Origin of the sequence: Leifsonia soli, assembly GCF_013408745.1 — a bacterium.
In the GTDB taxonomy this organism is placed as follows: domain Bacteria; phylum Actinomycetota; class Actinomycetes; order Actinomycetales; family Microbacteriaceae; genus Leifsonia; species Leifsonia soli.
Map to the genome: position 1 here is coordinate 2267857 of NZ_JACCBJ010000001.1, position 25612 is coordinate 2293468.

The 25612-nt window shown below is 71.0% G+C and carries 26 protein-coding genes; 14 read left to right on the forward strand and 12 right to left on the reverse strand.

The window, feature by feature from the left end; translation table 11 throughout:
* Window positions 1–7: 7 nt before the first annotated feature.
* The 5 genes from BJ963_RS10985 to BJ963_RS11005 all read left to right on the forward strand — a co-directional run bounded on the left by BJ963_RS10985 (window position 8) and on the right by BJ963_RS11005 (window position 4690).
* Window positions 8–301, forward strand: a complete 294-nt coding sequence (locus tag BJ963_RS10985) for a hypothetical protein (RefSeq protein ID WP_179456579.1) — start codon at window positions 8–10, stop codon at window positions 299–301.
* Between the two features lie 25 nt (window positions 302–326).
* On the forward strand, window positions 327–2228 hold the full coding sequence (locus tag BJ963_RS10990) for an alpha/beta hydrolase (RefSeq protein ID WP_246298031.1): 1902 nt from the start codon (window positions 327–329) through the stop codon (window positions 2226–2228).
* 89 nt (window positions 2229–2317) lie between these two features.
* Window positions 2318–3037 carry a hypothetical protein gene (locus BJ963_RS10995; RefSeq protein WP_246298032.1) on the forward strand — a complete coding sequence of 240 codons (720 nt, stop codon included), beginning with the start codon at window positions 2318–2320 and terminating at the stop codon, window positions 3035–3037.
* 209 nt (window positions 3038–3246) lie between these two features.
* Window positions 3247–3729, forward strand: a complete 483-nt coding sequence (locus tag BJ963_RS11000) for a hypothetical protein (RefSeq protein ID WP_179456581.1) — start codon at window positions 3247–3249, stop codon at window positions 3727–3729.
* A 46-nt stretch (window positions 3730–3775) separates the two neighbouring features.
* Window positions 3776–4690, forward strand: coding sequence for a dihydrodipicolinate synthase family protein (locus tag BJ963_RS11005; protein ID WP_179456583.1), 915 nt, complete (start codon window positions 3776–3778; stop codon window positions 4688–4690).
* Window positions 4691–4693: 3 nt separating this feature from the next.
* Here the strand turns inward: BJ963_RS11005 and BJ963_RS11010 are convergent, their stop codons facing one another.
* The gene (locus BJ963_RS11010) at window positions 4694–5431 is read right to left on the reverse strand and encodes a C40 family peptidase (RefSeq protein WP_246298033.1); all 738 of its coding nucleotides are present in this window, start codon (window positions 5429–5431) and stop codon (window positions 4694–4696) included.
* Window positions 5432–5688: 257 nt separating this feature from the next.
* Between BJ963_RS11010 and BJ963_RS11015 the strand changes: the two genes are divergently transcribed.
* From BJ963_RS11015 to BJ963_RS11030, 4 genes are all read left to right on the forward strand, one after another.
* Entirely contained in the window at window positions 5689–6513 is an 825-nt protein-coding gene (locus BJ963_RS11015) for a cytochrome c oxidase assembly protein (RefSeq protein ID WP_179458109.1), read from the forward strand.
* Between the two features lie 68 nt (window positions 6514–6581).
* Window positions 6582–7976, forward strand: a complete 1395-nt coding sequence (locus BJ963_RS11020) for an LLM class flavin-dependent oxidoreductase (protein ID WP_179456585.1) — start codon at window positions 6582–6584, stop codon at window positions 7974–7976.
* Between the two features lie 98 nt (window positions 7977–8074).
* Window positions 8075–8593, forward strand: a complete 519-nt coding sequence (locus BJ963_RS11025; RefSeq protein WP_089908056.1) for a hypothetical protein — start codon at window positions 8075–8077, stop codon at window positions 8591–8593.
* Between the two features lie 22 nt (window positions 8594–8615).
* The gene (locus BJ963_RS11030) at window positions 8616–9017 is read left to right on the forward strand and encodes a VOC family protein (RefSeq protein ID WP_179456587.1); all 402 of its coding nucleotides are present in this window, start codon (window positions 8616–8618) and stop codon (window positions 9015–9017) included.
* Between the two features lie 22 nt (window positions 9018–9039).
* Here BJ963_RS11030 and BJ963_RS11035 read toward each other — a convergent pair whose 3' ends face one another.
* On the reverse strand, window positions 9040–10824 hold the full coding sequence (locus tag BJ963_RS11035) for a DHA2 family efflux MFS transporter permease subunit (protein WP_179456589.1): 1785 nt from the start codon (window positions 10822–10824) through the stop codon (window positions 9040–9042).
* A 58-nt stretch (window positions 10825–10882) separates the two neighbouring features.
* On the opposite strand from BJ963_RS11035, the gene BJ963_RS11040 reads away from it, so the two are divergent.
* Entirely contained in the window at window positions 10883–11647 is a 765-nt protein-coding gene (locus BJ963_RS11040; RefSeq protein WP_179456591.1) for an alpha/beta hydrolase, read from the forward strand.
* Window positions 11648–11727: 80 nt separating this feature from the next.
* Here the strand turns inward: BJ963_RS11040 and BJ963_RS11045 are convergent, their stop codons facing one another.
* Window positions 11728–12387, reverse strand: coding sequence for a fasciclin domain-containing protein (locus BJ963_RS11045; RefSeq protein WP_179456593.1), 660 nt, complete (start codon window positions 12385–12387; stop codon window positions 11728–11730).
* A 127-nt stretch (window positions 12388–12514) separates the two neighbouring features.
* Between BJ963_RS11045 and BJ963_RS11050 the strand changes: the two genes are divergently transcribed.
* Window positions 12515–14062: a molybdopterin-dependent oxidoreductase gene (locus tag BJ963_RS11050; protein ID WP_179456595.1), complete on the forward strand. Its 1548-nt coding sequence runs from the start codon at window positions 12515–12517 to the stop codon at window positions 14060–14062.
* Window positions 14063–14105: 43 nt separating this feature from the next.
* Here the strand turns inward: BJ963_RS11050 and BJ963_RS11055 are convergent, their stop codons facing one another.
* Together BJ963_RS11055 and BJ963_RS11060 are read right to left on the reverse strand one after the other, a co-directional pair.
* Window positions 14106–14297: a hypothetical protein gene (locus tag BJ963_RS11055; protein ID WP_179456597.1), complete on the reverse strand. Its 192-nt coding sequence runs from the start codon at window positions 14295–14297 to the stop codon at window positions 14106–14108.
* 89 nt (window positions 14298–14386) lie between these two features.
* Window positions 14387–15286, reverse strand: a complete 900-nt coding sequence (locus BJ963_RS11060; protein WP_343037262.1) for a LysR family transcriptional regulator — start codon at window positions 15284–15286, stop codon at window positions 14387–14389.
* A gap of 69 nt (window positions 15287–15355) precedes the next feature.
* Between BJ963_RS11060 and BJ963_RS11065 the strand changes: the two genes are divergently transcribed.
* Window positions 15356–16438 (forward strand): TDT family transporter, encoded by a 1083-nt coding sequence (locus BJ963_RS11065; RefSeq protein WP_179456601.1) that lies wholly within the window; start codon window positions 15356–15358, stop codon window positions 16436–16438.
* A 50-nt stretch (window positions 16439–16488) separates the two neighbouring features.
* On the opposite strand, the gene BJ963_RS11070 is transcribed toward BJ963_RS11065, so the two are convergent.
* A complete protein-coding gene (locus BJ963_RS11070; RefSeq protein ID WP_179456603.1) occupies window positions 16489–17043 on the reverse strand; it encodes a GNAT family N-acetyltransferase in 555 nt (184 codons plus the stop codon).
* 108 nt (window positions 17044–17151) lie between these two features.
* Between BJ963_RS11070 and BJ963_RS11075 the strand changes: the two genes are divergently transcribed.
* Window positions 17152–17898: a DedA family protein gene (locus tag BJ963_RS11075; RefSeq protein ID WP_246298034.1), complete on the forward strand. Its 747-nt coding sequence runs from the start codon at window positions 17152–17154 to the stop codon at window positions 17896–17898.
* Here BJ963_RS11075 and BJ963_RS11080 read toward each other — a convergent pair.
* From BJ963_RS11080 to BJ963_RS11095, 4 genes are all read right to left on the reverse strand, one after another.
* Window positions 17857–18714: a transglutaminase N-terminal domain-containing protein gene (locus BJ963_RS11080; protein ID WP_179456605.1), complete on the reverse strand. Its 858-nt coding sequence runs from the start codon at window positions 18712–18714 to the stop codon at window positions 17857–17859. The genes BJ963_RS11075 and BJ963_RS11080 overlap by 42 nt on opposite strands.
* Window positions 18711–19637 carry an alpha-E domain-containing protein gene (locus tag BJ963_RS11085; RefSeq protein ID WP_018192252.1) on the reverse strand — a complete coding sequence of 309 codons (927 nt, stop codon included), beginning with the start codon at window positions 19635–19637 and terminating at the stop codon, window positions 18711–18713. Before BJ963_RS11085 ends, BJ963_RS11080 begins: the two co-directional genes overlap by 4 nt.
* Window positions 19631–21325, reverse strand: a complete 1695-nt coding sequence (locus BJ963_RS11090; RefSeq protein WP_179456607.1) for a circularly permuted type 2 ATP-grasp protein — start codon at window positions 21323–21325, stop codon at window positions 19631–19633. The genes BJ963_RS11085 and BJ963_RS11090 overlap by 7 nt, the downstream gene beginning before the upstream one ends.
* A gap of 76 nt (window positions 21326–21401) precedes the next feature.
* On the reverse strand, window positions 21402–21773 hold the full coding sequence (locus BJ963_RS11095; protein ID WP_179456609.1) for a cupin domain-containing protein: 372 nt from the start codon (window positions 21771–21773) through the stop codon (window positions 21402–21404).
* A 58-nt stretch (window positions 21774–21831) separates the two neighbouring features.
* Between BJ963_RS11095 and BJ963_RS11100 the strand changes: the two genes are divergently transcribed.
* Window positions 21832–23355 (forward strand): ATP-dependent DNA ligase, encoded by a 1524-nt coding sequence (locus tag BJ963_RS11100; protein ID WP_179456610.1) that lies wholly within the window; start codon window positions 21832–21834, stop codon window positions 23353–23355.
* A 273-nt stretch (window positions 23356–23628) separates the two neighbouring features.
* On the opposite strand, the gene BJ963_RS11105 is transcribed toward BJ963_RS11100, so the two are convergent.
* Together BJ963_RS11105 and BJ963_RS11110 are read right to left on the reverse strand one after the other, a co-directional pair.
* Window positions 23629–24741, reverse strand: a complete 1113-nt coding sequence (locus BJ963_RS11105) for an Lrp/AsnC family transcriptional regulator (RefSeq protein ID WP_246298035.1) — start codon at window positions 24739–24741, stop codon at window positions 23629–23631.
* On the reverse strand, window positions 24672–25580 hold the full coding sequence (locus tag BJ963_RS11110; protein WP_179456612.1) for an alpha/beta fold hydrolase: 909 nt from the start codon (window positions 25578–25580) through the stop codon (window positions 24672–24674). Before BJ963_RS11110 ends, BJ963_RS11105 begins: the two co-directional genes overlap by 70 nt.
* Window positions 25581–25612 lie beyond the last annotated feature (32 nt).

Below are 25612 nucleotides of genomic sequence, written 5' to 3' on the forward strand. Positions count from 1 at the left end.
AGCATAGATGGCGAGGATCGGGGTCGACGCAGAGCGATTGCGCGAGGGCTCGAAGGCGTTGAAGCGCACCTCCGCCGGACGCCGTCCGGCAGCGGACGGAGCGGATGGCTTCGGATCGTCGGCGGCGCGTGGCGCGGTGGACCGTTTCGAACGGTATTGGGCTTCCGGGCAGTCGGCCGTCGATGAGTTGGTGGTGGGGCTGTCCGGTGCTCTCGAGCAGGTGGCGGCCGCCCACGAACGGCGGGATGCGGAAGACGCCTCCCGGTTCCGCATCGACGGGGGTGAAGTCATTGGGTTCTAGATGGGCGGATTGGTCGCCGGCCGGGTTGGACACCGACCCGACCCCGGGCGACACCGGAACGGTGGATGCCCTGGCCTCTCACCTCAGGAAGTGGGCCGAGCGACTGGACGGGCAGGCCACGGCGGCGGACGACCTGGTGAACACCGGGCTCGAGGCCGCCGCATGGTCCGGGCTGGCCGCCGACGTGTTCCGGGACCGGTTGCGGACGCTCGCAGACGCGGCGCGCATCGCATCCTCGAGGCACTCAGCGGGCGCCGCCGCCGCGACGACCTGGCTGACGTCGATGACGACATCGCAGAACACGGCGGACGCGGCGCTGCAGGATGCGGAGGAGGCCCAGGCCGACCTGGAGGAGGCAGAGGCGAAGGTCGCCGCACTCGGCGTCGAGCATGCGGCCCTGCTGCTGGCCGCGGATGCGCTGCAGAGGGCCTATGCGTCCGGGAAGGAGTCCTCGCGCCGGACGATGCTCGACGCCCGGCGCGCGGAGCAGGACACCGAGGACACGCTGATCCGGGCCCGGTTCGCGATCGAGGACGCCCAGGAGCGTCTGGACGACGCCCGGAAGCGCGCCAGGCAGGCCGGGCACGAGTATGACGCTGCCGAGAAGACCTTCGCGAGCGCACTGGACGAGGCTCTGCAGGGCGCCATGCCCGTCATCCCGGCCCCACAGGTGGCCGCGTTCGCGACAGCGGTGAGCAAACTGTCCGCGATCGCGGGGTCGGCGAGTGCGAACGCGGCGCTGATGGAGAGTCTGACCCGGCTGACCCCGGAAGAACTGCGCATCTTGATCGCCCAGGACCCGGAGATCGTGCAACGGTTCTGGGAGCATCCCCCGCCTCCGGACCGGGTCGCGACATGGTGGAAGCGGCTGCTCCCCGAGCAGAGGGCCGCGTTCCAGACCGCCGCGCCCGAGATCCTCGGCAACCTCGCCGGGTTGCCCTACGGCGTGCGGAACACCTGCAACCTGACCATCTACGAACGTGCGAAGAAAAGGCCCGATCTAACCCCGGAGCAACGGAAGGTGCTCAGCGCACTGAAGGACGTGCTCGCGAGAGGGTCCGCCTCGCTGGTGTCCTTCAACCTGGATGCGTCGGTGCCGATGGTCGCTATCGGCTACGGCGACCTCGACACCGCCCACACCGTCACCTGGGCCGCACCCGGCATGAACTCCGACGCCACGGACGCCACCCGGAACTGGTCACAGGCCGCGTGGAACCTGTACGAAGAACAGAGAAAGCGTGATGGTCGGCACACACATGGTGTGATCGGCTGGCTGGGCTACGACACCCCAGACCTCGTGACGGTGAACAATCCCGCACTGGCGCAGGACGGCGCCTGGCGGTTCGCCATCGAACTGGACGGCACCCGCGCCAGCCGCGCCGGCAACCTGCCCTCCGTGGCCGTGCTTGCCCACTCGTACGGGACGACCATGGCCGCGAACGCTCTGACCCACACGAAGTATCCGGTGGACTCGTTCACGATGCTCGGCTCCGCGGGCATCGACACCGACACGGTGACCTCGCTCGCCGACCTGCACGTGAAGAAGACCGGCGGGCTCCCCTCGATCTACACGACCGCCGCCTCGCAGGACCAACTCGCCCCGTTCGGCTCGACCGTCGGGGGCCGGGCCGAACCCAACCCGGAGGCCGCCTTCTCACCCGCCGGCACCCTGGCCCCGGCCGCGGTCATCCGCGGGGCCCAATCGTTCTCCTCCGAGGGCACAACCCTCCCCAACGGCGACCGGCTGAAGCAGACCAGGGGCCATAGCGCCCTCGGAGAAAACCACGACGGGTTCAACTTCCTCAACGGGTACGCCCCCGAAGGTCACGGCTACCTCGACCCCAAAACCGAGGCGCTCTACAACGCCGCGCTCACCACGACCGGCCACCTCGGCGAAGTCGTCGGCGGATTGAGGCCCACCCGATGACTCACGAATCCAGCGCGATGAGTCGAATCGCGAGAATCTGCGGTGCCACGGCGATCGCCGCGGCAACCGTGTCATTGATAGGAGGATGCATGCCCATACCCGCGCTCAGCGGCCCGGCCCCACAAACCCCGGGCGCCCCGCAGAAGACGATCACCCAACTGCTCAGCCAATGGGCCGACCTCACCGACGCCGCCATCGCCGCCACCGGCGACACCCAGAACTGGAAGGAGGACGTCCCACTGGACAAGAGCCGCACCTGGGACCCCGCCGCCGAGAACGTGGGTCTCGCTCCATGCCACACCCGGGGATCGGACGACGCATCTCAAGTACAGGCGGTCGTCTACCACGCACCGTTCGAGCCTGACCCGCACCCGGTCGCGGACACCCTCACCGCCTACTGGGAAAGCCAGGGCTTCACCGTCACCAGAACCGTTGACTGGACCAACCCCAGCGGCGAGCAGTCCGTCCTCCTCCGTGCCGAACGACCTGACGGCGTCTTCTACGGACTCGACGCCTCCACCGGCCTCGTCGCCATCGACGTCTACACCGAATGCTCCGCCCACCCCTCGATCGATGCCTGGGCGGAGAAGCGGCTGCAGAAGCGGTTCGACCAACTGCACGACACGCCGACGCCCACCCCGTCGGCGTCGTCCCTCGGGCAGGGCTCAGCCGACAGGGGAAACCAGACGGCCGCCGCAACGATCAGCGACCCCTCAGACCTGTTCCGCGAACACCGCGACGACCCAGATAGAGACAGCTCTCCCCCGGCGACAGGCCGCACCGCGAACGACTACGGCCGCAGGTGGTGACCGCCTTCACTACCGTCGGTCGCCGGGGAAGTCATCGGCGGCCTGAGGCCCACCCGATGACTCACGAAGCCAGCGCGATGAGTCGAATCGGGAGAATCTGCGCTGCCACGGTGATCGCCGTGGCAAGCGTGTCATTGATAGGAGGATGCATGCCCATACCCGCACTCGGTGGCCCCGCCCCGCAAACGCCGGGCGCCCCGCAGAAGACCATGACCCAGCTGCTCAGCCAATGGGCAGACCTCACCAACGCCGCCGTCGCCGCCACCGGCCACACCGAAGGCTGGTACCGTGGCGCGATCATCGAACAGAAGCCCTGGGACCCCGCCGCAGAGGACGTGGGCCTCGCACCGTGCGGAACTGTGGGATCGAGAACTGCTCACCAGGTGTCCGCCACCGTCCAGCACGACCCGTTCGACCCTGACCCGCACCCCATCGCGGACAAACTCACCGCCTACTGGGAAGGCCAGGGCTTCACCATTGCCAGAACCGTCGACTGGACCAACCCGACCTCTGGGGACATGGATATCTCAATTCGCGCCGAACGACCCGACGGCGTCTACTACGGACTCACCGCCACCAAAGACATCGTCGCCATCGACGTCTACACCGAATGCTCCGCCCACCCCTCCATTCAGGCGTGGGCACGCGAGCGGTCACTGCGCGACCTGAACGCGCCGACCGAACCGGCTTAGGGGGAGGGATAGCGGGCCCCTCCCCCGTCGTTGCTACCGTCGGGATGTGAATGACGTCGCTCTCGACGGCCTCAGCGCCTTCCCTCTCACCCCCCTCAGCGAGGACCGCTTCGATGAGGGCGCGTTCCGAGCGAACGTGCGTCGGCTGGCAGCCGCGCCCGTCGACTCGATCACCGCTCTCGGCTCCACCGGATCGTACGCCTACCTCTCCCGTGAGGAGCGTCGCGCCGTCGTGTCCGCGGCGGTCGCCGAGGCCGGCGACATCCCGGTCTTCGCGGGCATCGGAGGCCTACGGACGAGTCATGTGCAGCAGTACGCGGAAGACGCGCAGGCCGCCGGCGCCGCGGCCGTCCTGCTGGCGCCGATGACCTACCAGGCGCTGACCGATGACGACGTCCACGGTCTGTACGCGGACGTGGATGCCGAGCTCTCCGTGCCGTTGATCGTGTACGACAACCCCGGCACCACCCACGTCACGTTCTCCGATGACCTCTACGCGCGCATCGCGACGCTCCGCAATGTGGCCTCAATCAAGATCCCGGGGGTGCCGGCGGATCCTGTCTCAGCACGCGCCCGGATCGACCGGCTCCGTTCGATCCTCCCGAGCGGTGTGACCATCGGGGTCTCGGGCGACGCGTCCGGCGCGGCCGGTCTGAACGCCGGCTGCGACGCGTGGTACTCGGTGATCGCCGGGACGCTGCCCGATCACCCGGCGAGGATCACCGCCGCCGCCCACGCCGGCGATGCGGAACGCGCGAGCGCCCTGTCGCGGGAATGGCAGGGCTTGTGGACCCTCTTCGCTGCGCACGGCAGCCTCCGCGTGACGGCAGCGATCGCCGAACAGCTCGGATGGGCGTCGCGCTCGTGCCTTCCGCGGCCGATCCTCGGCCTGGGCGACGAGGACCGCGAACGCGTGGCCGGTGTCCTGCGCACGCTCGGCATCGACGGCCGGGCGCGCTGACCGTCAGGGCAGCAGGCGCGTGAAGTGGTGGGGGACGCCCTGCCAGACGGTCGTGATCTCGACCGGGCGGCCCTCCTCCGGCGCCTGGATGAGCACCCCGTCGCCGAGATAGATCGCGATGTGCTCCTCATCGTCGAACACCACGAGGTCGCCCGGCTGCGCGTCGCTCTCGCTGATCGGGCGGCCCGCGTCGTCCTGCAGATGGACCAGGTGTCCGAGGGGGATGCCGACCGCCGCGTACGAGACCATGACGAGGCCCGAGCAGTCGATGCCCGAGTGGTCCGCCCCGTCGAGCACGTACGGGTCGCCCAGATAGCTGAGCGCCGTCGCGACGATCTTCTCGCGCACGCCGCCGACGGCGAGCGCCGACACGATCGCTCCCGCCGCACGCTCGCCCGCCGCACCGCCGTGCCCGGCGATGACGCCGGCGACCGCCGAAGCGACCGGGTCGTCGCGGTCGACGCGGGCGGAGGCGACGATCGCCGAGACGGTCATCGTCTGGTGGGACGCGCGACCGGAGGCCGCCGCCGTCACGATGTCGATGGGCTCCGCCATGGCCGGCGGCGCCATGGCGATGCCGGCGAGGAGCGCGATGGTCGCACCGGAGGCGCCGAGCGCGACGCCGCGGCGCGAGGCTCCGCGGGAGGGCCGGGCGCCGACCGGCCGTCGGCGGCGTGACCGCCCGGCGGTGCGCTCCGCGCGTTCCTGCTCCAGAGCCCGCCGTCGTTCGCCGCCCGTCATCCAGACCTCGCCCGTGTCACGACCCGCACCCCATCGCCCGATGTCCGCGCGACCGGGATCGAGCCTAGATGGGCGAGCGGCGCATCCGCCGGGAGTCCTCTGAGTCGGGCTGATGTTCCTCTCAGACGGAGCACACCGCGCGAGCCGCCGGGCACGGCGGGGATGAGAATGGGCACGCCCGTCACCGATCGGAGCCGCTCACGCCCCCCGTCGCCGTCTTCCTCACCACCTGGTCGTTCGACCCTGCCGCAGCAGGCCTGCTCGCCGCTGCCGCTCTCCTCTACCTCGGCGGGGTCCTCCGACTCCGCCGGAACGGCCGCCGGTGGCCGCTCCGGCTGACGGCGGCGTTCCTCGTCCTCGGCCTCGGGTCGTACGCGGTCATCTCGTTCGGGTTCCTCGGCGCCGAGAGCACCGACCTGCGCTGGGCGTTCACGACCAGGATCGCGCTGCTGCTCTTCGTCGTGCCTGCGTTCCTCACGCTCGGCCGGCCCGTCGCCCTCGCGCGCGTGGCGCTCGGGCCGGCCGGGCGCCGGCGCACCGACCGGGTCATGCGCTCCTGGCCGGTGCGCACGTTCGGCAACGCCATCGCCGCCCCGGTGTTCGCGTGCGCGGTGTTCCTCGTGTTCCTCACGCCCCTCGCCGCCGTCCTGCGCGACTCGGTCTGGTCCGAGTGGACCATCTCGGTCCTGACCCCGCTCGTCGGCCTGCTGCTGGTGCTGCCGATCGTCGCGCACTCCGTCGTCCGCACCGGTTTCTTCATCACCGTGGAGTTCCTGCTCGCTTTCGTCGAGCTGGTGCTGGACGCGATCCCCGGCCTGCTGCTGCGTCTCAACGACGGCATCCTGGACCACGCGCCGGCGATCGTCGCGCGGACGCCGTTCTGGTTCCCCTCCCCGCTCCACGACCAGCACCTCTCCGGCGACCTGCTCTGGTTCATCGCCGAGGTCGCCGACGTGCCCGTGCTCGTCCTGCTGTTCGTCCGGTGGATGCGCCTGGAGCGCTCCGAGGGCAAGCGTTACGACGACCTCAGCGACGACGAGCTCGCGGAGCTGACCCGGCAGCACCTCCGCCAGAGGGGTTGAGCCGAGCCAGCGTTACGCCCGATGACGGACCGCGTGCGGACCCGGCGCGGTTCGCTCATCCTGGACCCATGACCAGGCAGATCCGCTTCAACGCGTTCGACATGAACTGCGTCGCCCACCAGTCGTCCGGCATGTGGCGGCATCCCGAGGACCAGGCGTGGCGCTACAAGGACCTCACCTATTGGACCGAGCTCGCGAAGCTGCTGGAGCGCGGGAACTTCGACGGCATCTTCATCGCGGACGTGCTGGGCACCTACGACGTGTACGGCGGCAGCAACGAAGCCGCCATCCGCCACGGCGCGCAGGTGCCGGTGAACGACCCGATCCTGCTGGTCTCCGCGATGGCGCTGGTGACCGAGAACCTGGGCTTCGGCATCACGGCGGGCACGGCCTACGAGCACCCCTACCCGTTCGCCCGGCGCATGTCGACGCTCGACCACCTGACCAATGGCCGCGTCGGCTGGAACGTGGTCACCGGCTACCTGCCCTCGGCCGCCCGCAACATGGGCCACGACGACCAGCTGCAGCACGACGACCGCTACGACCACGCCGACGAGTACCTCGAGGTGCTCTACAAGCTGTGGGAGGGGTCGTGGGAGGACGACGCGGTCATCCGCGATCGGGAGTCCGGCGTCTTCACCGACCCGTCGAAGGTGCACGAGATCGGCCACCGCGGCACGCACTTCACGGTGCCGGGCATCCACCTCTCCGAGCCGAGCCCGCAGCGCACGCCGGTCATCTACCAGGCCGGAGCGTCCAAGCGCGGGATCGCGTTCGCCGCAGAGAACGCGGAGGCGATCTTCGTCGCCGCCTCCACCAAGGAGGGCCTGAAGGCGACGGTCGGCAAGCTGCGCGACGCCCTGGAGGCGGCCGGCCGCGACCGCTACTCCGCCCGCATCTACACGCTGCTGACGATCATCACCGACGAGACCAGCGAGAAGGCGCAGGCGAAGTTCCAGGACTTCCTGCAGTACACCAGCGACGAGGGCGCGCTCGTCTTCATGTCCGGCTGGATGGGCGTCGACCTGTCGCAGTACGACCTGGACGAGCCGATCGGCAACGTCGACAGCAACGCCATCCAGTCGGCTGTGGCGAACTTCCAGCGGCCGAACGAGGACGGCGGCGAGTGGACGGTGCGCGACATCGGCCGCAACGGCGCCATCGGCGGGCTCGGGCCGTTCATCGTGGGGTCGGCCGTCGAGATCGCCGACCAGCTGCAGGAGTGGGTCGAGGAGACCGACGTCGACGGCTTCAACCTGGCGTACGCCATCACGCCGGGCACGTTCGAGGACATCGTCGAGTTCGTCATCCCGGAGCTGCGGAAGCGCGGCGCCTACCCGGAGGGGTACGCACCGGGCACGCTGCGCAACAAGCTTCACGGCGCGGGCGACCGGCTGCCGGAGACGCATCGCGGAGCCCGGTACAAGGTGACCCCGTCGGTCCCCGCCTCCCCGGTCGTCTGAAGGTCAGGAGACCGTCGCTCCTCTAGCCTGGCTAGCGATAAGCTGAGATGGACACGCGGTCCCCCACCGCGCGCACGGCGGCGACCGAAAGGCGGGCCATGACGGATACGGCTGCGATCCAGGACCAGCTGCGCGAGCTGCTCGACGGCGAGCGCGGGCTGAAGGAGCTGCTCGGCGCGAACCCCGACTGGCTTCCTGTGCTGATCCGCCAGCTGGAGCTCGCCGTCGGCGATCACCGGATCATCTACCTGGGCGCCGCCATCGCGTCGGGTCTGTCCACCGTCACCCTGCGCGTCGGGATCTTCACCGATCACACGGTCGTCGCCGCCGAGGTCGTCGATGACAGCACACCGGGAGCGCAGGTCGTGACCCGCGTCGAGAGCCGCGCCGGGCTGCTCCGCTTCGAGCTGTCCGGCGGGACGGAGAACGACAACAGCAACGAGTCGTCGTGGCAGGGCGGCTTCCGCGTCCGGGCGTTCTACCGCTCCGGTCTGGTCGTCACCGTTCCCGCCAACATCGTCGACACCGAGGCGAAGCGCGTCTCCGTGCACGCCGTGCTCGACGGCATCCGCGCCGACCTGCAGGCGCACCCGCCGTCGTCCGTGCAGGACGACTGAGCATCCCGGGCCGGGAGGAACCATGATCTCGTCAGCGGTCGCCCTCAGCTATCGCGACGCCCCGGCTGCGATCGCCTGGCTCGAAGCGCTCGGATTCGATGTCCTGCAACTGCAGTCCGGCGAGAACGGCTTCGTGCTGCACAGCGAACTGCGCTGGGCCGACACGGTCGTGATGGTGGCATCGAACGATGCGGCCTACCAGGTCGCCCCGCTCGTCGGGGTCTCCACCGGGATCGGCCTGTACCTCGTCACCCAGGACGTCGACGGGATGTTCGCGCGCGCCGTCGACGCCGGCGCGAGGGTGGTCTTCCCGCCCGAGGACACGGAGTGGGGCAGCCGCCGCGCACGCGTGCTCGACCCCGGCGGCCGGGAGTGGAGCTTCGGGTCGTATCGCCCCGGCGAGCAGTGGAGCGCCTCCGCCTGAACGCGGTCGCCCCCAGTGGGCGTCACCCCTGCGCGAGGTCGCGGAAGAACCGGGTCAGCAGCGCCCGCGAGCGGTGATCGAGCCGGGAGGCCACCGCGCGGGCGCGGTTCAGGTCGGGGTCCGCCTCCAGGGCGTCCGCGAGCTGCTGCACCATGAGGGCGATGTCGTCGGCGGTGTGCTCCGCCGGTGCCTCCGCATCGGCCGCCTCATCCTCCTCGGCCGCCTCCGTCCCGTCGCCCGGCCGCCGGGCGCCGCCGCCCAGGGACACCGTCGCCAGCAGGCCGACGACCAGGAACCCGGCCGCGGCGAATGCCGCCCATCGCGTGCCGTCGCTGAACGCCTCCTTCGCGTCCGCGGCGACGGGAGCCGTCCGCGGGTCCTGCTCCAGCCCGGCGATGGCGGCCCCGGAGCTGTCGACCACCGCCGACACGAGCTGGTCGCGCTGCGCGGCCGGAACCCCACGGTCGTCGAGCCGGGCATCGAACACCGCCGTCGCCGTGGCGAACAGCACGGTCCCGAGCACGGCGATGCCCAGGGCGGAGCCGATCTGGCGCGCGGTGCTCGTGGTGCCGGAGCCCTGCCCGCTCTGCTCGACCGGCACATCCCGCAGCACCACGCCCGTGAGCTGCGCGGTCGCGAGCCCGACGCCGAAGCCGTAGACGAAGAGGAAGGGGATGAGCGCACCCCACGGGGTGGTGGACGAGATGACGAACCCGAGGCCGGCGACCCCGACGATCTCGGCGACCAGGCCGACGCGGACGATCGTCACGGGGGCGATCCTGTTGCCGAACGCGCCGGCGAAGCCGCTCGCGAGGAAGGACCCGATCGCGAGCGCGAGCAGGATGAGGCCGGTGTCGAGCGCGCTGTAGCCGAGCACGTTCTGCAACCAGATCGGGAGCGCCAGGATGATGCCGAACTCGCCGAGCGACACGATCGTCGCGGCGATGTTGCCGTTGCGGAACGAGGGGATGCGGAAGAGGTCGAGCGCCAGCATGGTGCTGCGGCCCGCCCGGATGCGCGAGCGTCCCCGCAGGACGAACAGCACTCCCCCGAGGACCGCCACGGCGAAGGCGATCGGCACAGGCGAGAGGTCGAACGGCCAGCGCCAGTCGCCGATCTCCGGTCGCGTGTCCACGAGCCACCAGCCGTAGGTCCGCCCCTCGATGAGCCCGAAGACGAGGCTCGCGGAGGTGACGACCGAGAGCAGCGCGCCCACCCAGTCCACGCTGCGCGCCGCCCGGGTGTCGCGGGACTCCGGCACCGTCGCGAGCACGCCGACGACGATGAGGATCCCGAGCGGGATGTTGATGCCGAACGCCCAGCGCCACGAGAACGCCGTCGTCAGCCAGCCGCCGAGCAACGGGCCGAGCGCCGTCATGCCGCCGATGGTCGACCCCCAGACCGCGAAGGCGATCGCGCGCTCCTTCCCGCGGAAGTTCGCGTTGATGAGGGAGAGGGTGGTCGGCAGGACCATCGCACCGCCGACGCCCTGCAGCAGCCGTGCCCCGATCAGGAAGGCGCCCGTCGGAGAGAGTGCGGCCGCCACCGAGGCCAGCGTGAAGATCGTCACGCCGAGGAGCAGCATGCGGCGGCGTCCGAACCGGTCGGCCAGCGTCCCGAACACGAGCAGGAGGGCGGCGAACACGAGCGTGTACGACTCCTGCACCCACTGGACGCCGGTCGACCCGATATGCAGTTCGTCGACGATGGAGGGGATGGCGACGTTGACGATCGTCGAGTCGACGATGATGAGCGCGACGCCGATGCTGATGAAGACCAGCCCGGCCCAGCGGGTACGTGGGGACATCAAAACTCCCTTGCCTGGAGATTAGTCAGCAAGCTTATGGTCAGGTTACGCTGGATTCGTGAGCCGGTCCAGCAGAACCCGTCACCGCGTCCGGAACGCCGTCGTCGCGGTGCTCGGCGTCGTCCTCCTCGTGGTGATCGGCTTCCTCGCCTGGGCGTCGACGCCGATGATGGGTGAGCGCTCGGCCGCCCTGATGGCCTGGCGCGACCCGGCCGTCCGCATCCATGACGCCGGCGACGCCGTCGTGATGGAGCCGACCGGAACGGCCTCCGGCGACGGCCTGGTCTTCGTCCCCGGCGCGCTCGTCGACCCGTACGCCTACCTGAACAAGCTCTCCGGCGCCGTCGCCGCGACGGGCCTCACCGTCGTCATCACCAAACCGACACTCAACCTGGCGTTCTTCGACCAGCGCCCGCTCTCGACGTTCACCCGGCACGCCCCGCAGGTAACCGACTGGTACGTGGGCGGCCACTCCCTCGGCGGGGTGCGCGCCTGCCAGCTGGCCGAGCAGCCGGGCGTGACCGGCCTCATCCTGTTCGGCTCATATTGCGCGAACGACCTCAGCGGCACCGACCTGCGGGTGCTGTCGATCGGAGGCACCCGGGACGGTCTGAGCACTCCCGCCAAGATCGCGGCCGGTCGCCCGCTGCTGCCCGACGACGCCAGGATGGTGCAGATCGCGGGCATGGACCACGCCCAGTTCGGCGACTACGGCGAGCAACCCGGCGACCGGCCGGCCACGATCGACGACGAGACGGCCCGCACCCGGCTGACGCAGGCGCTCAGCGCCTTCCTGCGGGACGACGGATCGGGCGGCCGCTGACAGCGCACGGGGCACGACAGACGACGCGGCCGTGCAGCGGGATGCTGCACGGCCGCGTCGGGACGGGCTGATGCCGGGACTTACTTGGCCGGGGGCATCAGGACCGAGTCGATCAGGTAGACGGTCGCGTTGGCCGTCTTGACGCCACCGCAGATGACGTTGGCGTCGTTGACCTTCATCGAGTCGCCGGAGCCGCTGACAGTCACGTCAGAGCCCTCGACGGTCTTGTGGGTGCCGTCGATCTCGGAGGGCGAGAGCTGCCCGGGCACCACGTGGTACGTGAGGATCGAGGTCAGCGTGGCCGTGCCGGCATCGGTCTTCAGCGTGTCGATCGTCGCGGGGTCGATCTTCTTGAACGCGTCGTCGACCGGGGCGAAGACGGTGAAGTCGCCGCCGTTCAGGGTGTCGACCAGGTTGACCTGCGGGTTGAGCTTGCCTGAGACGGCTGCGACGAGCGTCGTCAGCAGCGGGTTGTTGCTCGCCGCGGTCGCCACCGGGTCCTCGGCCATGCCGGAGACGGAGCCGGCGCCCGACGGGACCTGCTTGGCGTAGGCCGCGCAGCCGGGGCCGACGAGGTCGGCGGCCGGGTCCATCTTCGAGGCGGACGGGGTGGACGAGCTCATGGAGCCCGAGTCGCTCGAGCCGGAGCTGGAGCTGCCCGAACCCGAGGAACAGGCGGTGAGGGTGAGGGCGGCTGCGGCCAGGATGGCTGCCGCTGCGAGACGAGCTGTGGATCGCATGGTTCTTCTCCTTCGAGGGATGGTGACGATCGTTGCGGCCGCCGCGGGGCGGTCATCAGGGGTTCGGCCCCGGCGGCGAATCGGATTGGAAGCAATCCGCGGAGCCTCTCCGCCACGAACTCCAGGCATGTCAGCGAAGAAGAGAATCGGCACCATCGCCCTGGCCGCACTCGCCGGGGCGGTGAGCGGTGGCGTGTTCCTCGGGGCGGCCGAACTGGTGGCCCTGCTGACGGTGCGCGACGCGAGCCCGATCGTCGCCGTCGGCTCGTTCGTGATCGACATCGTCCCCCGTTGGGCGAAGGAGCTGGCGATCGAGCTGTTCGGGTCGAACGACAAGCTGTTCCTGCTGGCGAGCCTCGGCGTCGCGGTGTTCGTCGCCGCCGCCGTCGCCGGAGTGCTGGAGCTGTGGCGGCGCGGGGTGGGTGTCGCCCTGTTCGCGGTCGCCGGCGTCGCGGCCGTCGTCGCGACGCTGACGCGCGCGGGCGCCAGCCCGTTCGGCTTTCTGCCGTCAGCGGTGGGGGCGGTGGCGGGAGCCATCGTGCTGCGACTGCTGATCGGCCGGCTGCGCGCCTGGCGCGGCGACACCGCCGGGTCGGACGCGGCGGGTGTCGACCGCCGCCGATTCCTGGTGCTCACCTCGGTCGCAGCGGCGGGAGCGCTGGTGGCCGGGGTCGGCTCGCGCCTGGGGTCCGCTGCCACGTCATCCATCGCCGCGGTGCGCTCGGCGCTGCGGCTGCCGGCCCCGGCCTCCCGGCTGACGGTGCCCGCCGGGGCGGAGCTCGACGTCCCGGGGATCAGCCCGCTGTTCACCCCGAACACGGACTTCTACCGGGTGGACACGGCCCTCACGGTCCCGTCGGTCGACCCGGCGACCTGGCGTCTCACCATCGACGGGATGGTCGAGAAGCGCGTCGAACTGAGCTTCCAGGACCTCGTCGACATGCGCCCGTCGGAGTACGGCGTCACCCTCACCTGCGTGTCGAACGAGGTCGGCGGCAATCTCGTGGGCAACGCGCGCTGGCTGGGCGTCCCGGTGCGCGACATCCTCGCCCTCGCCCGGCCACGGCGGGGAGCCGACATGGTGCTGTCGCGCAGCGTCGACGGCTTCACCGCCAGCACGCCCCTCGACGCCCTCACCGATGACGGCCGCGATGCGATCCTCGCGATCGGCATGAACGGAGAGCCGCTGCCCCTCGAGCACGGCTTCCCGGTGCGGATGGTGGTCCCCGGTCTGTACGGCTACGTGTCGGCGACCAAGTGGCTCACCGAGCTGAAGGTGACGACGTTCGCCGCCGACCAGGCGTACTGGACCCCGCGCGGCTACAGCGCGAAGGCCCCGATCAAGCTCTCCAGCCGCATCGACACCCCGCGCGTGGACAAGCCCCTCTCCGCCGGCCCGACGAAGATCGCCGGTGTCGCCTGGGCGCAGACGGTCGGCATCCGCAGCGTCGAGGTGCGGATCGACGGCGGCGACTGGCAGCAGGCGAAGCTCTCGACGCCGATCAACGCCGACACGTGGGTCCAGTGGTCGCTCGACTGGAATGCCACGGCGGGCAGCCACACGCTCGCCGTCCGCGCAACCGACCGGGCGGGCCGCGTGCAGGAGCAGAAGCGCACCCCGATCGCGCCGGACGGATCAACGGGCTGGCAGCAGACGCTGGTGCGGGTGGCGTGAGCCCCGCCGGCCGCCGCCATTCCGCCGGGCACCCGCGCGCGGCCTAGGAGCGCCCGGTCTCCGGCGGCGACGACGACGGGATCAGCTGCGCAGGATCGTCGGAGGCGGCCATGGCGCGGTAGCGGGCCCACGACGCGAGTTGGTGGGCGGTCGGGGTCCGTCCTTCGTGGACGGCCGCAGCGATCTCGTTCGCGTAGAGATCCCGCATCTCCTCTGCCTGCCGGCGAAGTGGCACTGTGTCCTCCCTGAGGTTCAGCCCGTCCGGGCCCGTCCGGTCGTGCCGTCGCACGAACCGCCTCCCCCTATCATCGCCGACGTGCGTGATCACCCCGTCCGGCTGCGCCGCGCGACGTCGAGGAGCGCGCGCAGCTCAGGGGCCGGCGGCTCGGCGCCGGCGTACACGGCCCGCAGCTCGCGGATGAAGCGCTGATCGCGGACGCGCACCCGGGCGAGACGTCCCGCCGCGATGTCGTCTCGGACGGCCAGGATGCTCACGACCGCAGGACCGGCCCCGGAGGCGACCGCTGTGCGGACCGCCGAGGTGGTCGGGAGCTCGAGGAGCGGTGGGGCCGGCGGATGACCGCTCGCCTCCAGGGTCTGCTCGACGCTGAGCCGGGTGCCCGAGCCGCGCTCACGCGTCACCAGCGGCGTCCGCGCGAGCTGCGACAGTGGGATGGAGGCCCTGCGCGCCCACGGGTGGGCCGGCGGGACGACGACCACGAGCTCGTCCCGGGCCACGGGAACCGCGGTGAGGGCGCCGACGTCCTGAGGGGATTCGATGAACCCGAGGGTATGCGTTCCCGCCGCGACCAGCTCGAGCACCTGCCGGCTGTTCGTGGCCGTGATCGAGATCGCCGGCAGCCCGGGCACCGCGGACCGGCTCGTCAGGAGCCAGCCGGGCAGGAGATACTCGGCCACCGTGAGGCTCGCCGCGACGGAGACCGGCTCGTGGCGCCCGCGCAGGGCGGTGACGCCGGCGGAGAACCGCTCTGCGGCTTCCACGACCTCCGCCGCCCATTCCGCGGCCACGGCGCCCGCGGGCGTCAGCGTCGACCCGCGGGCCATCCGCTGGAGCAGAGGAAGGCCGATCCGGACTTCGAGCTGACGCATCCTGGCCGAGGCCGCCTGCTGCGTCAGGCCTGCCGCCCTCCCGGCCGCGGCGATCGAACCGGTCTCCGCGACGGCGGAGAGCACCTTCAGCGAGACGATGTCGATGTCACCCACAATCGCTGCTTGTGCATCCACCATGAGGTGACGCTACTCCACCCGGGTGCGCGAAACCAGACTGGCGTCATGGCCCGCTTCACCCTCTCGAACGTCACCCCGAACTGGTTCGCCTCCGTCATGGGGACCGGGATCGTCGCGAACGCCGCGGCGGTGCTCCCCCTCCAGTTCCCCGGCCTCCGCCAGGCGGCCCTGGCGGTGTGGCTCCTGGCGTCCCTCCTCCTCGTGTTCCTCGTCACGGCGAGCGCCGTCCATTGGGCCCGCCACCGCGCAGTCGCGCGCACCCATCACCTCGACCCGGTCATGGCGCACTTCTACGGCGCACCCCCGATGGCGTTCCTCACGGTCGGCGCCGGGGCCATCCTCGTCGGCAAGGACCTCATCGGTACGCCCGCCGCTGTCGCCGTCGACGCGGCGCTCTGGACCATCGGCACCATCGGCGGACTGCTCAGCGCCGTCATCGTGCCCTACCTGGCGTTCACCCGGCACGAGAACACGGCGGACTCGGCGTTCGGGGGGTGGCTCATGCCCGTCGTTCCCCCGATGGTCTCCGCTGCCACTGGTGCGCTCCTCCTCCCGGCGCTTCCCGCCGGGCAGGCGCGAGAGGGGATGCTCTTCGGCTGCTACGCGCTGTTCGGGCTCAGTCTCTTCGCATCCCTCATCATCATCGTCCAGCTCTGGCAGCGGCTGGCCGTCCACGCGGTCGGCCCGCGCGGCATGGTCCCGACGCTCTGGATCGTGCTCGGTCCCCTCGGTCAGAGCATCACCGCGGTCAACCTCCTGGCCGCGAACGCGGGCGGCGCGGTGTCACCCTCCACGGGACGGGCGCTGATGGACTTCGCCGTCGTTTACGGCGTCTCCACCCTCGGGTTCGCCCTGCTGTGGCTCGCCGTGGCCGCCGCCATCACCATCAGAACCGCGCGGGCCGGGCTCCCGTTCTCCCTGACCTGGTGGTCCTTCACCTTCCCGGTGGGCACCTGCGTGACCGGCACCGCCGGGCTGGCCGCCCACACGGGCCTGGTCGCGATCGGCGCGATCTCGGTCGCCCTCTTCGCCCTCCTCGTGGTCGCGTGGATCACGGTCGGCATCCGGACCGTCGGAGAGAACCTGGGCCGCCGCACGACCGCGAGAGGTGCCGTCCGCGCCGCGTGAGGTTCCGCGCGCATTCTTCGGACCGCTGGGGCACGTTCCGAAGCAGTGCCCTACCGGCGACGTGGCTCGTCGTCCCAGGGCACGGGGGTCGTCGTGCCCTCCCGCCAGTCGTGACGGAGGATCGCGTAGGCGACGGAGGCGACGGGCCGCCCACCGGCCACCGGCCAGGCCTCGCGGTAGTGCGCTTCTTTGACCCACCCGCAGCGGAGGAACACCCGCCGCATCGCGACGTTGTCCTCCCTCGTCTGGCCCTCAAGACGGTCCACGTCCGCCCTGGTGCCGAAGACGTGGTCCGTCGTCGCGCGCAGGGCGAGCGTGCCGAGCCCCCGGCCGCGTGCCCGCCCGTCGATCCGGAGATCGACCAGCGGCGTCGGGTCGCTCAGATCCTCCAAGCGGACGGTCCCGATCCGCTCGCCGCCCGGTCCTTCGAGCCAGAACGCCTCGTGGTCGTCATCGCCGTACGCGCCCGCATCGATCGCAGCGAGCACCGCCGCGCGATCGGGCCGCGTCACGACATGGAAGGGGAAGTCGTTGCCCGTCAAGAAGCTGACGAGGGCCTCGCGATCCGGCCCGTACGGATCGAGCGGACGCAGCGAGACGATCATGCGCGCACTCTATCGTCCGCGGCGGGAGGCCGCGTGACATGCGGACAGGGCTGGGAGGCCGCCGCGCATCCACCCTTCTCCCACCGCCCCGCAGGTAGCCTCGTCGCCATGACAGGACAACTCATCGCCCTGCCCGTCGGCGCGTCGCCGCTGCAGACGCAGACCGACCCCTCCGAGCTCGGCGGCATCGCCGGACTCGCCGCCCGGATCATGACCGCCCTCGGCGAGATCGGGGTCGGACTCTGCTCCCTGGCGGAGGTGGTGTTCCCGCCGATCCCGAGCGAGGTGATCCTGCCGTTCGCCGGGTTCCTCGCGTACCAGGGATCGCTGAACGTAGTGCTGGTGCTGCTCGCGGCGACACTGGGCAGCTTCGCAGGGGCCGCCCTCCTCTACGTCCTCGGGCGGCGGCTGGGCGAAGAGCGCGCCGTCCGGCTGCTGTCGCGGCTGCCCCTCGTCGAGGGGGAGGACTTCCGGAAGGCCGCCGACTGGCTCACCCGGCACGGACGCGGGGCCGTCTTCTTCGGCCGGCTCGTCCCGCTGGTCCGGAGCCTGATCTCGCTCCCGGCGGGTGCGACGCGGATGCCGTTCGGCCGGTTCGCCGCGTTCACCCTCGCGGGGACGCTGCTGTGGAACGCGCTCCTCGTGGGCGCCGGGTTCGCGCTCGGCACCCAGTACCACCTGGTCGAGCGCTACACCGAGTACATCGACATCGTGGTGTACGCCGCGGCCGGCCTGGTGCTCGGCTGGCTGGTGCTGCGCCGCATCCTGCGTCACCGCGGAACGCGACGGGATGTCGGCCCGTCGCGCGCAGACTCACGCCTCGCGAGTGATGGAGACCGAGACGAACAGTTCTGACCCGCTGCCGCCCGCATAGACGCCTCGCAGGGGTGTGACGTCGGTGTAGTCCCGGCCGTGGCCGACGCGCACGTGACGGTCGCCGATGGGGATGCTGTTCGTCGGGTCGTAGCCGTGCCACCCGCCGCAGAACCACTCCACCCACGCGTGCGACTCCCCGACGACGGTCTGCCCGACGGCGGCGTCAGCCTGGGGATGCAGATAGCCCGAGACGTAGCGTGCGGGGATCCCCACCGAGCGGAGCGCCCCGACCGCGACGTGCGCGATGTCCTGGCAGACCCCGCTCCGCGCGTCCCACGCCTCGGCGGCAGCGGTTCGAACGCCGGTCACTCCGCTCACGTACTCCATCTCGGACGACACGGCTGCGACGATCGCCTGGGCGGCGGCGCAGGGCCCGTCGACATCGGGTCCCAGGCCTGCCACGACGGATCCGGCGAGCTCGGCGAGGGAGGGCGGCGGAGCGGTGAGCGCCGTCTGACGGAGCTGCTCGACGCACGCGGCGGACCTCGGGACGACGGCGGCGAGCTCCTCCCAGCCGACAGCCGAGGTGGGGTGCTCCGCCTCGAGCACCTCGACGAGACTGCTCGCCGTGATCGTGAGTTCGCTGTGCGGGGCGAGCACATCGAATGCCAGGACCCTGGTGCCCCAGTAGTCCGTGTACTGGTGGTGGGAGGAGACCGGCTGCACATCGAGGGACGAGTGGAGCACGAGCTGCCGGGAGCCGGAGACGGGGAGCATGCGCGCCTCGTTGTACGAGGCGGTCACGTCGCCGTCGTAGCGGTAGCCCGTCGAATGCACGATCCTGAGCCGTTTCACGCCCTGTCCCCCGTCCAGCTCGGCGCAACGCTCTCGGGGAAGTAGCGCATGGCGACCGCCGTCGTCGCCGCGCTCGTCGCGTCCTGGATGGCGGACATGAAGGCCGGGAGGTCGTCGAGCACGTCGGCCACCGGCCGGAACTCGAGCTCGCTGCGCACCTGCCCGAGCATCCGTGCCGCCTGATCGGAGACCCCGACCCGCTCGAGTCTCGGCTCGATCTCGCGCAGACTGTCCACCGCGCGCGCCACCGAGTAGAGGATCGATCGCGGGAAGAGCCTGTCGTGGAGGAGGAACTCCGCCGCGTTCCTCGCGGACGGCACTCCGCGGTACGTCCGCAGGTACGCCTCGTAGGCGCCGCAGGAGCGCAGGAGGGTCGTCCAGCTCGGCCCGCTCGCCTCGGTCAGCGACCGGGTCGCGAGCAGGCGTGCCGTCATGTCTGCCCGCTCCAGGCTGCGGCCGAGGGTGAAGAAGTGCCAGGCCTCGTCGCGGCTCGCCCCGGACTCCATCAGCCCGACGGCGAGGGCCGCCCGCTCTCGCACCCAGCTGAAGAACTCGTGCACCTTGTCGCTGGTCACCCGTCGCGGCATCCGTGCGGTCGTGGTGTTGAGGCACTCCCAGAGTTCGGTCGAGATGATCTCGCGGGCGCGCCGGGCGTTCTCGCGCGCAGAGGCGAGCGAATAGACGATGGATGCGGGCGCCGCGCGGTCGACCGCCAGGATGCGGAGCACGTCCTCCCGGACGATCGCGGACTCCGGCGCTGGGCTGCCCATGACGCTGAGGAGCGATCGGCACGCGGTGTCCTCGTCGATCCACGGGTCTTCGAGGAGGAGTTGCAGGTGAACGTCGAGGATGCGGGCCGTGCCATCGCTCCGCTCGATGTAGCGGCCGATCCAGAACAGCGAGGAGGCGATGCGACTCAGCACGAGGCGACCTCCTCCGGGACGCCCTGCTGCTGCTGTTGCTGTTGTTGCTGCTGCTGATCGGAGCGCGGCGCGTCCTCCGCGGAGTGGTCGGGCACGTGCTGAGCGGAGACACCCGGCCCCGCCGCCTGCTCGGCGACGATTCCCGCCACCCGGGAGGCCCCCTCCGCCGCATCGCCGGGGCGCGGCTGACCCGAACGGTCGGCCGTCCCGTCGGTCGCCGGGGCGCCGACCACCCAGGTGTCCTTCGATCCGCCGCCCTGGCTGCTGTTGACGACCAGCTGGCCTTCGGCGAGGGCGACACGGGTGAGACCTCCCGGGAGGACCCAGATGTCTCGGCCGTCGTTGACCGCGAACGGGCGGAGGTCGACGTGCCGCGGACGCATCCCGTCGTCGACCAGAGTGGGGATGGTCGACAACTGCACGACCGGCTGAGCGATCCACCCGCGCGGGTCGGCGGCGAGACGTGCGCGGAGGTCGGCGAGCTCTGCGCGGGAGGCGTCCGGCCCGATCACGAGGCCCTTGCCGCCGGAGCCGTCGACCGGCTTGACGACCAGCTCGTCGAGCCGGTCGAGCACCTCGGCGAGCGACTCCGGTTCTTCCAGGCGCCAGGTGTCGACATTGGGGAGCACCGGCTCCTCGGCGAGGTAGTAGCGGATGAGGTCGGGCAGGTACGTGTAGACGAGCTTGTCGTCGGCGACGCCGTTGCCGACGGCGTTGGCGATCGTCACATTCCCGAGGCGCGCGGCCAGCATCAGGCCCGGCGTGCCGAGGACGGAGTCGACGCGGAACTGGAGCGGATCGATGAAGTCGTCGTCGATCCGCCGGTAGATCACGTCGACCTTCTGGGGTCCCGACGTGGTGCGCATCCACACGTGACCCCCCGAGCAGAACAGGTCGCGCCCCTCGACCAGCTCGACCCCCATCAGCCGGGCGAGGAGGGTGTGCTCGAAGTAGGCGGAGTTGTAGACGCCGGGAGTCAGCACGACGACGTTCGGGTTCTCCATCCCGTCGGGGGCGCTCGCCCGGAGCGCCTGAAGCAGCCGATACGGATAGTCGCCGACCGGGCGCACCCTCATCGAGGTGAACAACTCGGGGAGCGTCTGGGCCATCACGCGCCGGTTCGAGATGACATAGCTGACGCCGCTCGGGATGCGGACGTTGTCCTCGAGAACGCGCCACGCTCCGACCTCGTCACGGATCAGGTCGATGCCCGACACCTGGATCCGGACGCCGTTGGCCGTCGAGATCCCGGCCGCCGCCCGATGGAAATGCGCCGACGAGGTGATCAGCCCCGCCGGGATGACGCCGTCACGGACAGCGTTCTGGTCGCCGTACACGTCGCTCAGGAATGCCTCGAGCGTGCGGACGCGTTGCCTGACTCCCGCCTCGACGTGGGCCCACTCGTCCTGCTCGATCACCCGCGGGACGGCATCCAGCGGGAACGGGCGCTCCTCGCCGGCGAAGTCGAAGGTCACGCCCTGCGCGAGGTACGACCTGGCGAGCGCCTCCGTCCGCCCCCGCAATTCCTCCTGGGTGAGCGAGGCGAGGGCCGCGAACAGCTCGCGATAGGCCGGGCGAATGCCGCCCTCGGCTGCTGCCGTGTCCGCGAACATCTCGTCGAAGGGGGCGCTGCCGCCCTGACGCCTGCCGGACGCCGCGGTCGTGTATCCGCCGAACAGCTCGCCCATGGCCAGACGCTATCGGCGGCGCGTTTCGCCCGCGTTTCGGCGGTGTTGCGAGTGTTTCGACTCCGTCCGCGGCCGGTCAGACCTCGTCGGCGAGCTCGCGCAGCTCGGCCGTCCGCTCGCCGGGCCGGTCCCCGGTGTTGACCGTGCCCTGCGGCTCCACCATCACGACGAGCGCGTCCTCGTCGGCCTTCGGGCAGTGCTCGACGCCGCGCGGCACCACGAACACGTCCCGTGGGCCGAGCTCCACATCCCCGTCGCGCAGCTGGATCGTGAGCCGTCCCTCGATCACGAGGAACAGCTCGTCCGTCTCGGGATGCGCGTGCCAGACGAACTCGCCGCGCAGCCGGGCGACCTTCACGTCGTAGTCGTTGACGCTCGCGAGGCGGTGCGGCTGCCACGGCTCCGGGATGAGGGCGAAGGCGGCGTCGAGGTTGTGGACCTGGTTCATGTCGTCAGCCTAGATCCCACCCGCTGGCGGCGTCGGAGGCGGGTGGTTGGATGGGGGCGTGCTCCTCGACACGCTCGTCACGACGGCCGAGACCGTCGCATCCACGCGGTCCCGGCTGGCGAAGGTGGATGCGCTCGCGGCGCTGCTCACCCGCCTCGAACCGGACGAGATCGCACCGGCCGTCGGGTTCCTCGTCGGCAAGGCGCGGCAGGGGCGTGTCGGCGTCGGCTGGCGCGGGCTCGCCGGCGCGATGGGCGAACCCGCGGCGGAGGCCTCGCTGACCGTCGACGATCTGGATGCGCTGCTCGACCGGCTCGCCGCCCTGTCGGGATCCGGTTCGGCCGGGGAGCGCAACCGCATCCTGCGCGACTTCACCGCGCGGGCGACCGCGCGTGAGCAGGACTTCATCGCCCGCGTGCTCCTCGGCGAGATGCGGACCGGCGCGCTCGAGGGCGTGCTGACCGACGCGATCGCCCGCGCCGCCGACCGCCCCGGCGACAGCGTGCGCCGCGCGGCGATGCTGTCCGGAAACCTGGGCGAGACCGCGCGGCTCGCGCTCACCGGCACCGCGGAGGAGCTCGACGCCGTCGGCCTCCTCGTGGGGCGCCCGGTGCTCCCGATGCTGGCAGCCTCCGCGCCCAGCGCCGCGGACGCCCTCGCCACCACCGGAGAGGCCTCGGTCGAGTACAAGCTGGACGGCGCGCGCATCCAGGTGCACCGGCACGGGGACGAGGTGCGCGTCTTCACCCGCAACCTGGCCGACATCACCCACCGCCTGCCCGACGTGGTCGAGGTGGCGCGCCGGCTGCCGGTCCGTGACGTGATCCTCGACGGCGAGACGCTGTCGCTGGATGAGGACGGTGCGCCCCGGCCCTTCCAGGAGACCATGTCGAGATTCGGCGCGGATGCCCTGCGGGAGACGGTGCTGCGCCCCTGGTTCTTCGACATCCTGCACGTCGATGGGCGCGACTTGCTCGACGAGCCGCTCTCGACGCGCCTGGCGGAACTGGAGCGCGTTGCCGGAGAGCACCGCATCCCCGGCGAGGTCACGGCCGACCCCGAGGAGGCGGAACGCGTGTCGCGCGAGGCCATCGCCGCCGGGCAGGAGGGCGTGGTCGTCAAGGCGATCGACTCCCTCTACGCGGCGGGTCGGCGCGGCTCCAGCTGGGTGAAGGTGAAGCCGGTGCACACGTACGACCTGGTCGTCCTCGCCGTGGAGTGGGGGTCGGGCCGGCGGCAGGGGCTGCTGTCGAACATCCACCTCGGCGCTCGCGATCCGGAGGGCGCGTTCGGCGAGCCGGGCGGCTTCGTGATGGTCGGGAAGACCTTCAAGGGCCTCACCGACAAGCTGCTCGCCTGGCAGACGGAGCACTTCCAGGAGATCGAGGTGCGCCGCACCGCCGGCACCGTGTGGGTCGCGCCGACGACTGTCGTCGAGATCGCGATCGACGGTGTGCAGCGCTCCAGCCGCTACCCCGGCGGCATCGCCCTGCGCTTCGCCCGGGTCAAGCGCTATCGCGACGACAAGGACGCCGCCGAGGCCGACACGATCGAGACGCTGCGGGGCCTGCTGCGGGAGTGACCGCCCCGCACGCGCCTCATCCTCGGCCCGAAACGGAGGAGTTCCGGGTCCGATCGGCTCGGGAACTCCTCCGTTTCGTGGATTCCGCCGGAGTGTCGGACGGAAACTCCTCCGTTTCCCGCCACCTCGCGGACGGCCGTGGAAAGGGAGGAACTCCCACGGCGACGCGCGGCGTTTCGTCACGAACGGAGGATGCGCGGAGCCGGACGCGCGGGATGTCCTCCGTTTCAGCAGCACCGACGGAGCCGAGCGCGCTGGACGCAGCCGCGAGCGTCACGCCCGCAGGCGCTCCGCCTCCCGGCGCTCCGCCTCGTCGGCGTAGCCCACCTGCGCCCGCCACCACGGCGTCTCGATGAATCCGCGCTTGAGGTACAGCAGCTCCATCGCCCCCGTCCATCCCTCGACCCCGTCGAGCACCGACAGCGTGTGCGAGATGAACTGGTTCAGCTCCGCCACGGAGGGCGTGATGAGCTCGCAGAACAGGGAGTTGTCGTCGAGCAGCGAGGCCAGGTAGCGCACGGCGGGATAACCGGACAGCTCCTGGGCGACCGCCTCCAGCCGGGACGGCGCGACCTTCACCAGCAGCAGCGTCTCCGCGCCCATCCCGAGCGCGGCAGCGGGCACGAGGGTCAGGATGTCGAGGCAGTGGTTCGCGCGCATGCGGTCGAAGCGGCGCCGCACGCTCGACTCGTTCATGCCCGTCCGGTCGCCGATGGCCTGGAAGGTGACGCGCCCGTCGTCCCGGAGGGCGGCGAGGATGCGGCGGTCGGCCTCGTCCAGGTGGTCCGGCTCGCACATCTCGGCGTCGACCAGCGACGCCTTCTCGTCCTCCTGCGGCAGCTTCATCGTCTCGGCGAACAACTGCCGGCTCCAGTCGTGCCGCACCTTGTGGACGTGCATGATCAGGTCGCTGCGCCAGCGCTTGATGCCCGCGATGGACTGCAGCTGCTGGATGAGCTGCGGATAGTGCGCGGCGCCTCCGGTCACCACGACCTCGGCCATGATGTCATACTGCCCGGTCACCAGCGTCAGGAAGCGGACGTCCGCGTGCTCCACGAGCGCCGCAGCGACCTCGAGCTGCGTGCCCGGACGGCAGTTCAGGCGAACCAGGAAGGTGTCCACCTGGCCGGAGCTGCCCAGCGCCGGGACCACGGCGATCCGCACGACGCCGTCCTGCACCAGCTGCTGACCGCGGCGGGCGACGGTGGCGGAGGAGCTGCCCACCATGTCCGCGATCGCCGTCCAGCTGGCGCGGCCGTCGTGCTGCAGCGCGACGATGATCCGGCGGTCGAGGTCGTCGAGGGTGTCGAGCGCCTTCACTCGGACGCCGCGCTCCGCACCGGCGGCACCACTTCGTGCAGGAATCCCCGCACCGTGTCCGTCCATGCCTCCGCCTCCTCGATCTGGGGGGAGTGACCCGATTTCTCGAAGATCGCCAGCCGCGCATCCGGGATGAGCGACGCGATCGTCTCCGAGCACGAGACCGGCGTGATCCAGTCGGTCCGCCCGACGGTCACCAGCGTGGGTGCGGTGATCCCCGGGAGCGCCCCCTTGAGATCATAGGTCGGAAGGTTCTTCGAGAAGGCGTAATTGTGCGCTTCGTACCGGTACGGGGTCGCCGCGACCTTCCGCTCGACGGCCTCCGGATCGTAGACGAAGTCGTACAGCGGGAGGATCTCGCGCCAGCAGTCGCGGAGGTCGTCGTTGTCGCGCACGCGGCCCTCGTCGATGCGGTCGAACTTCTCCATGTCGACGGTCACGCGGTCGGAGGCGAGCGCGTTCTTCCGCGACAGCTCCGAGTGGGAGTTGTCGGCGGCGGTGTCGCGGAGCACCAGGGCGAGCACGCGGTCCGGGTAGCGCGTTGCGTACTCGAGCGACATGAAGCCGCCGTAGGAGCCGCCGGCCATGACGATCCGCTCCGCGCCGATCCACTCGCGCAGCGCGTCGATGTCGGCCGCCCACTGCTCGTGGCTGAACTCGCCGTTGCCCTCGCTCTCGCCCGACCCCCGCGCGTCGAACACGACGACGCGGTACTCGTCCGCCAGGCGTCCGAAGCTGGCGCGCGGCTCGGCGCGCGAGCCGAGGCCCGGCGCCCCGTGGTGAGTGATGATCACCGGCGCGCCCTCCGGTCCGAGCACCTCGACGGCGAGGCGATTGCCGTTGATCTCGACGAACTGCGCGGTGGTGGTCGCTGCGGCGAACTCGGGGGAGACGTCTGTTGTCACGGTGTTCCTTTCGATGGCGGTGCTGTCGTGCT

Excerpts from the sequence above, each read along its gene's own strand:
- BJ963_RS10985 (WP_179456579.1), top strand. The coding sequence starts at position 8 with ATGGCGAGGATCGGGGTCGACGCAGAGCGATTGCGCGAGGGCTCGAAG.
- BJ963_RS10995 (WP_246298032.1), top strand. The coding sequence starts at position 2,318 with ATGCCCATACCCGCGCTCAGCGGCCCGGCCCCACAAACCCCGGGCGCC.
- BJ963_RS11000 (WP_179456581.1), top strand. The coding sequence starts at position 3,247 with ATGACCCAGCTGCTCAGCCAATGGGCAGACCTCACCAACGCCGCCGTC.
- BJ963_RS11010 (WP_246298033.1), bottom strand. The coding sequence starts at position 5,431 with ATGACGGGCGGCGAACGACGGCGGGCTCTGGAGCAGGAACGCGCGGAG.
- BJ963_RS11020 (WP_179456585.1), top strand. The coding sequence starts at position 6,582 with ATGACCAGGCAGATCCGCTTCAACGCGTTCGACATGAACTGCGTCGCC.
- BJ963_RS11025 (WP_089908056.1), top strand. The coding sequence starts at position 8,075 with ATGACGGATACGGCTGCGATCCAGGACCAGCTGCGCGAGCTGCTCGAC.
- BJ963_RS11030 (WP_179456587.1), top strand. The coding sequence starts at position 8,616 with ATGATCTCGTCAGCGGTCGCCCTCAGCTATCGCGACGCCCCGGCTGCG.
- BJ963_RS11035 (WP_179456589.1), bottom strand. The coding sequence starts at position 10,824 with ATGTCCCCACGTACCCGCTGGGCCGGGCTGGTCTTCATCAGCATCGGC.
- BJ963_RS11045 (WP_179456593.1), bottom strand. The coding sequence starts at position 12,387 with ATGCGATCCACAGCTCGTCTCGCAGCGGCAGCCATCCTGGCCGCAGCC.
- BJ963_RS11050 (WP_179456595.1), top strand. The coding sequence starts at position 12,515 with ATGTCAGCGAAGAAGAGAATCGGCACCATCGCCCTGGCCGCACTCGCC.
- BJ963_RS11065 (WP_179456601.1), top strand. The coding sequence starts at position 15,356 with ATGGCCCGCTTCACCCTCTCGAACGTCACCCCGAACTGGTTCGCCTCC.
- BJ963_RS11070 (WP_179456603.1), bottom strand. The coding sequence starts at position 17,043 with ATGATCGTCTCGCTGCGTCCGCTCGATCCGTACGGGCCGGATCGCGAG.
- BJ963_RS11075 (WP_246298034.1), top strand. The coding sequence starts at position 17,152 with ATGACAGGACAACTCATCGCCCTGCCCGTCGGCGCGTCGCCGCTGCAG.
- BJ963_RS11090 (WP_179456607.1), bottom strand. The coding sequence starts at position 21,325 with ATGGGCGAGCTGTTCGGCGGATACACGACCGCGGCGTCCGGCAGGCGT.
- BJ963_RS11095 (WP_179456609.1), bottom strand. The coding sequence starts at position 21,773 with ATGAACCAGGTCCACAACCTCGACGCCGCCTTCGCCCTCATCCCGGAG.
- BJ963_RS11105 (WP_246298035.1), bottom strand. The coding sequence starts at position 24,741 with ATGGACGGACACGGTGCGGGGATTCCTGCACGAAGTGGTGCCGCCGGT.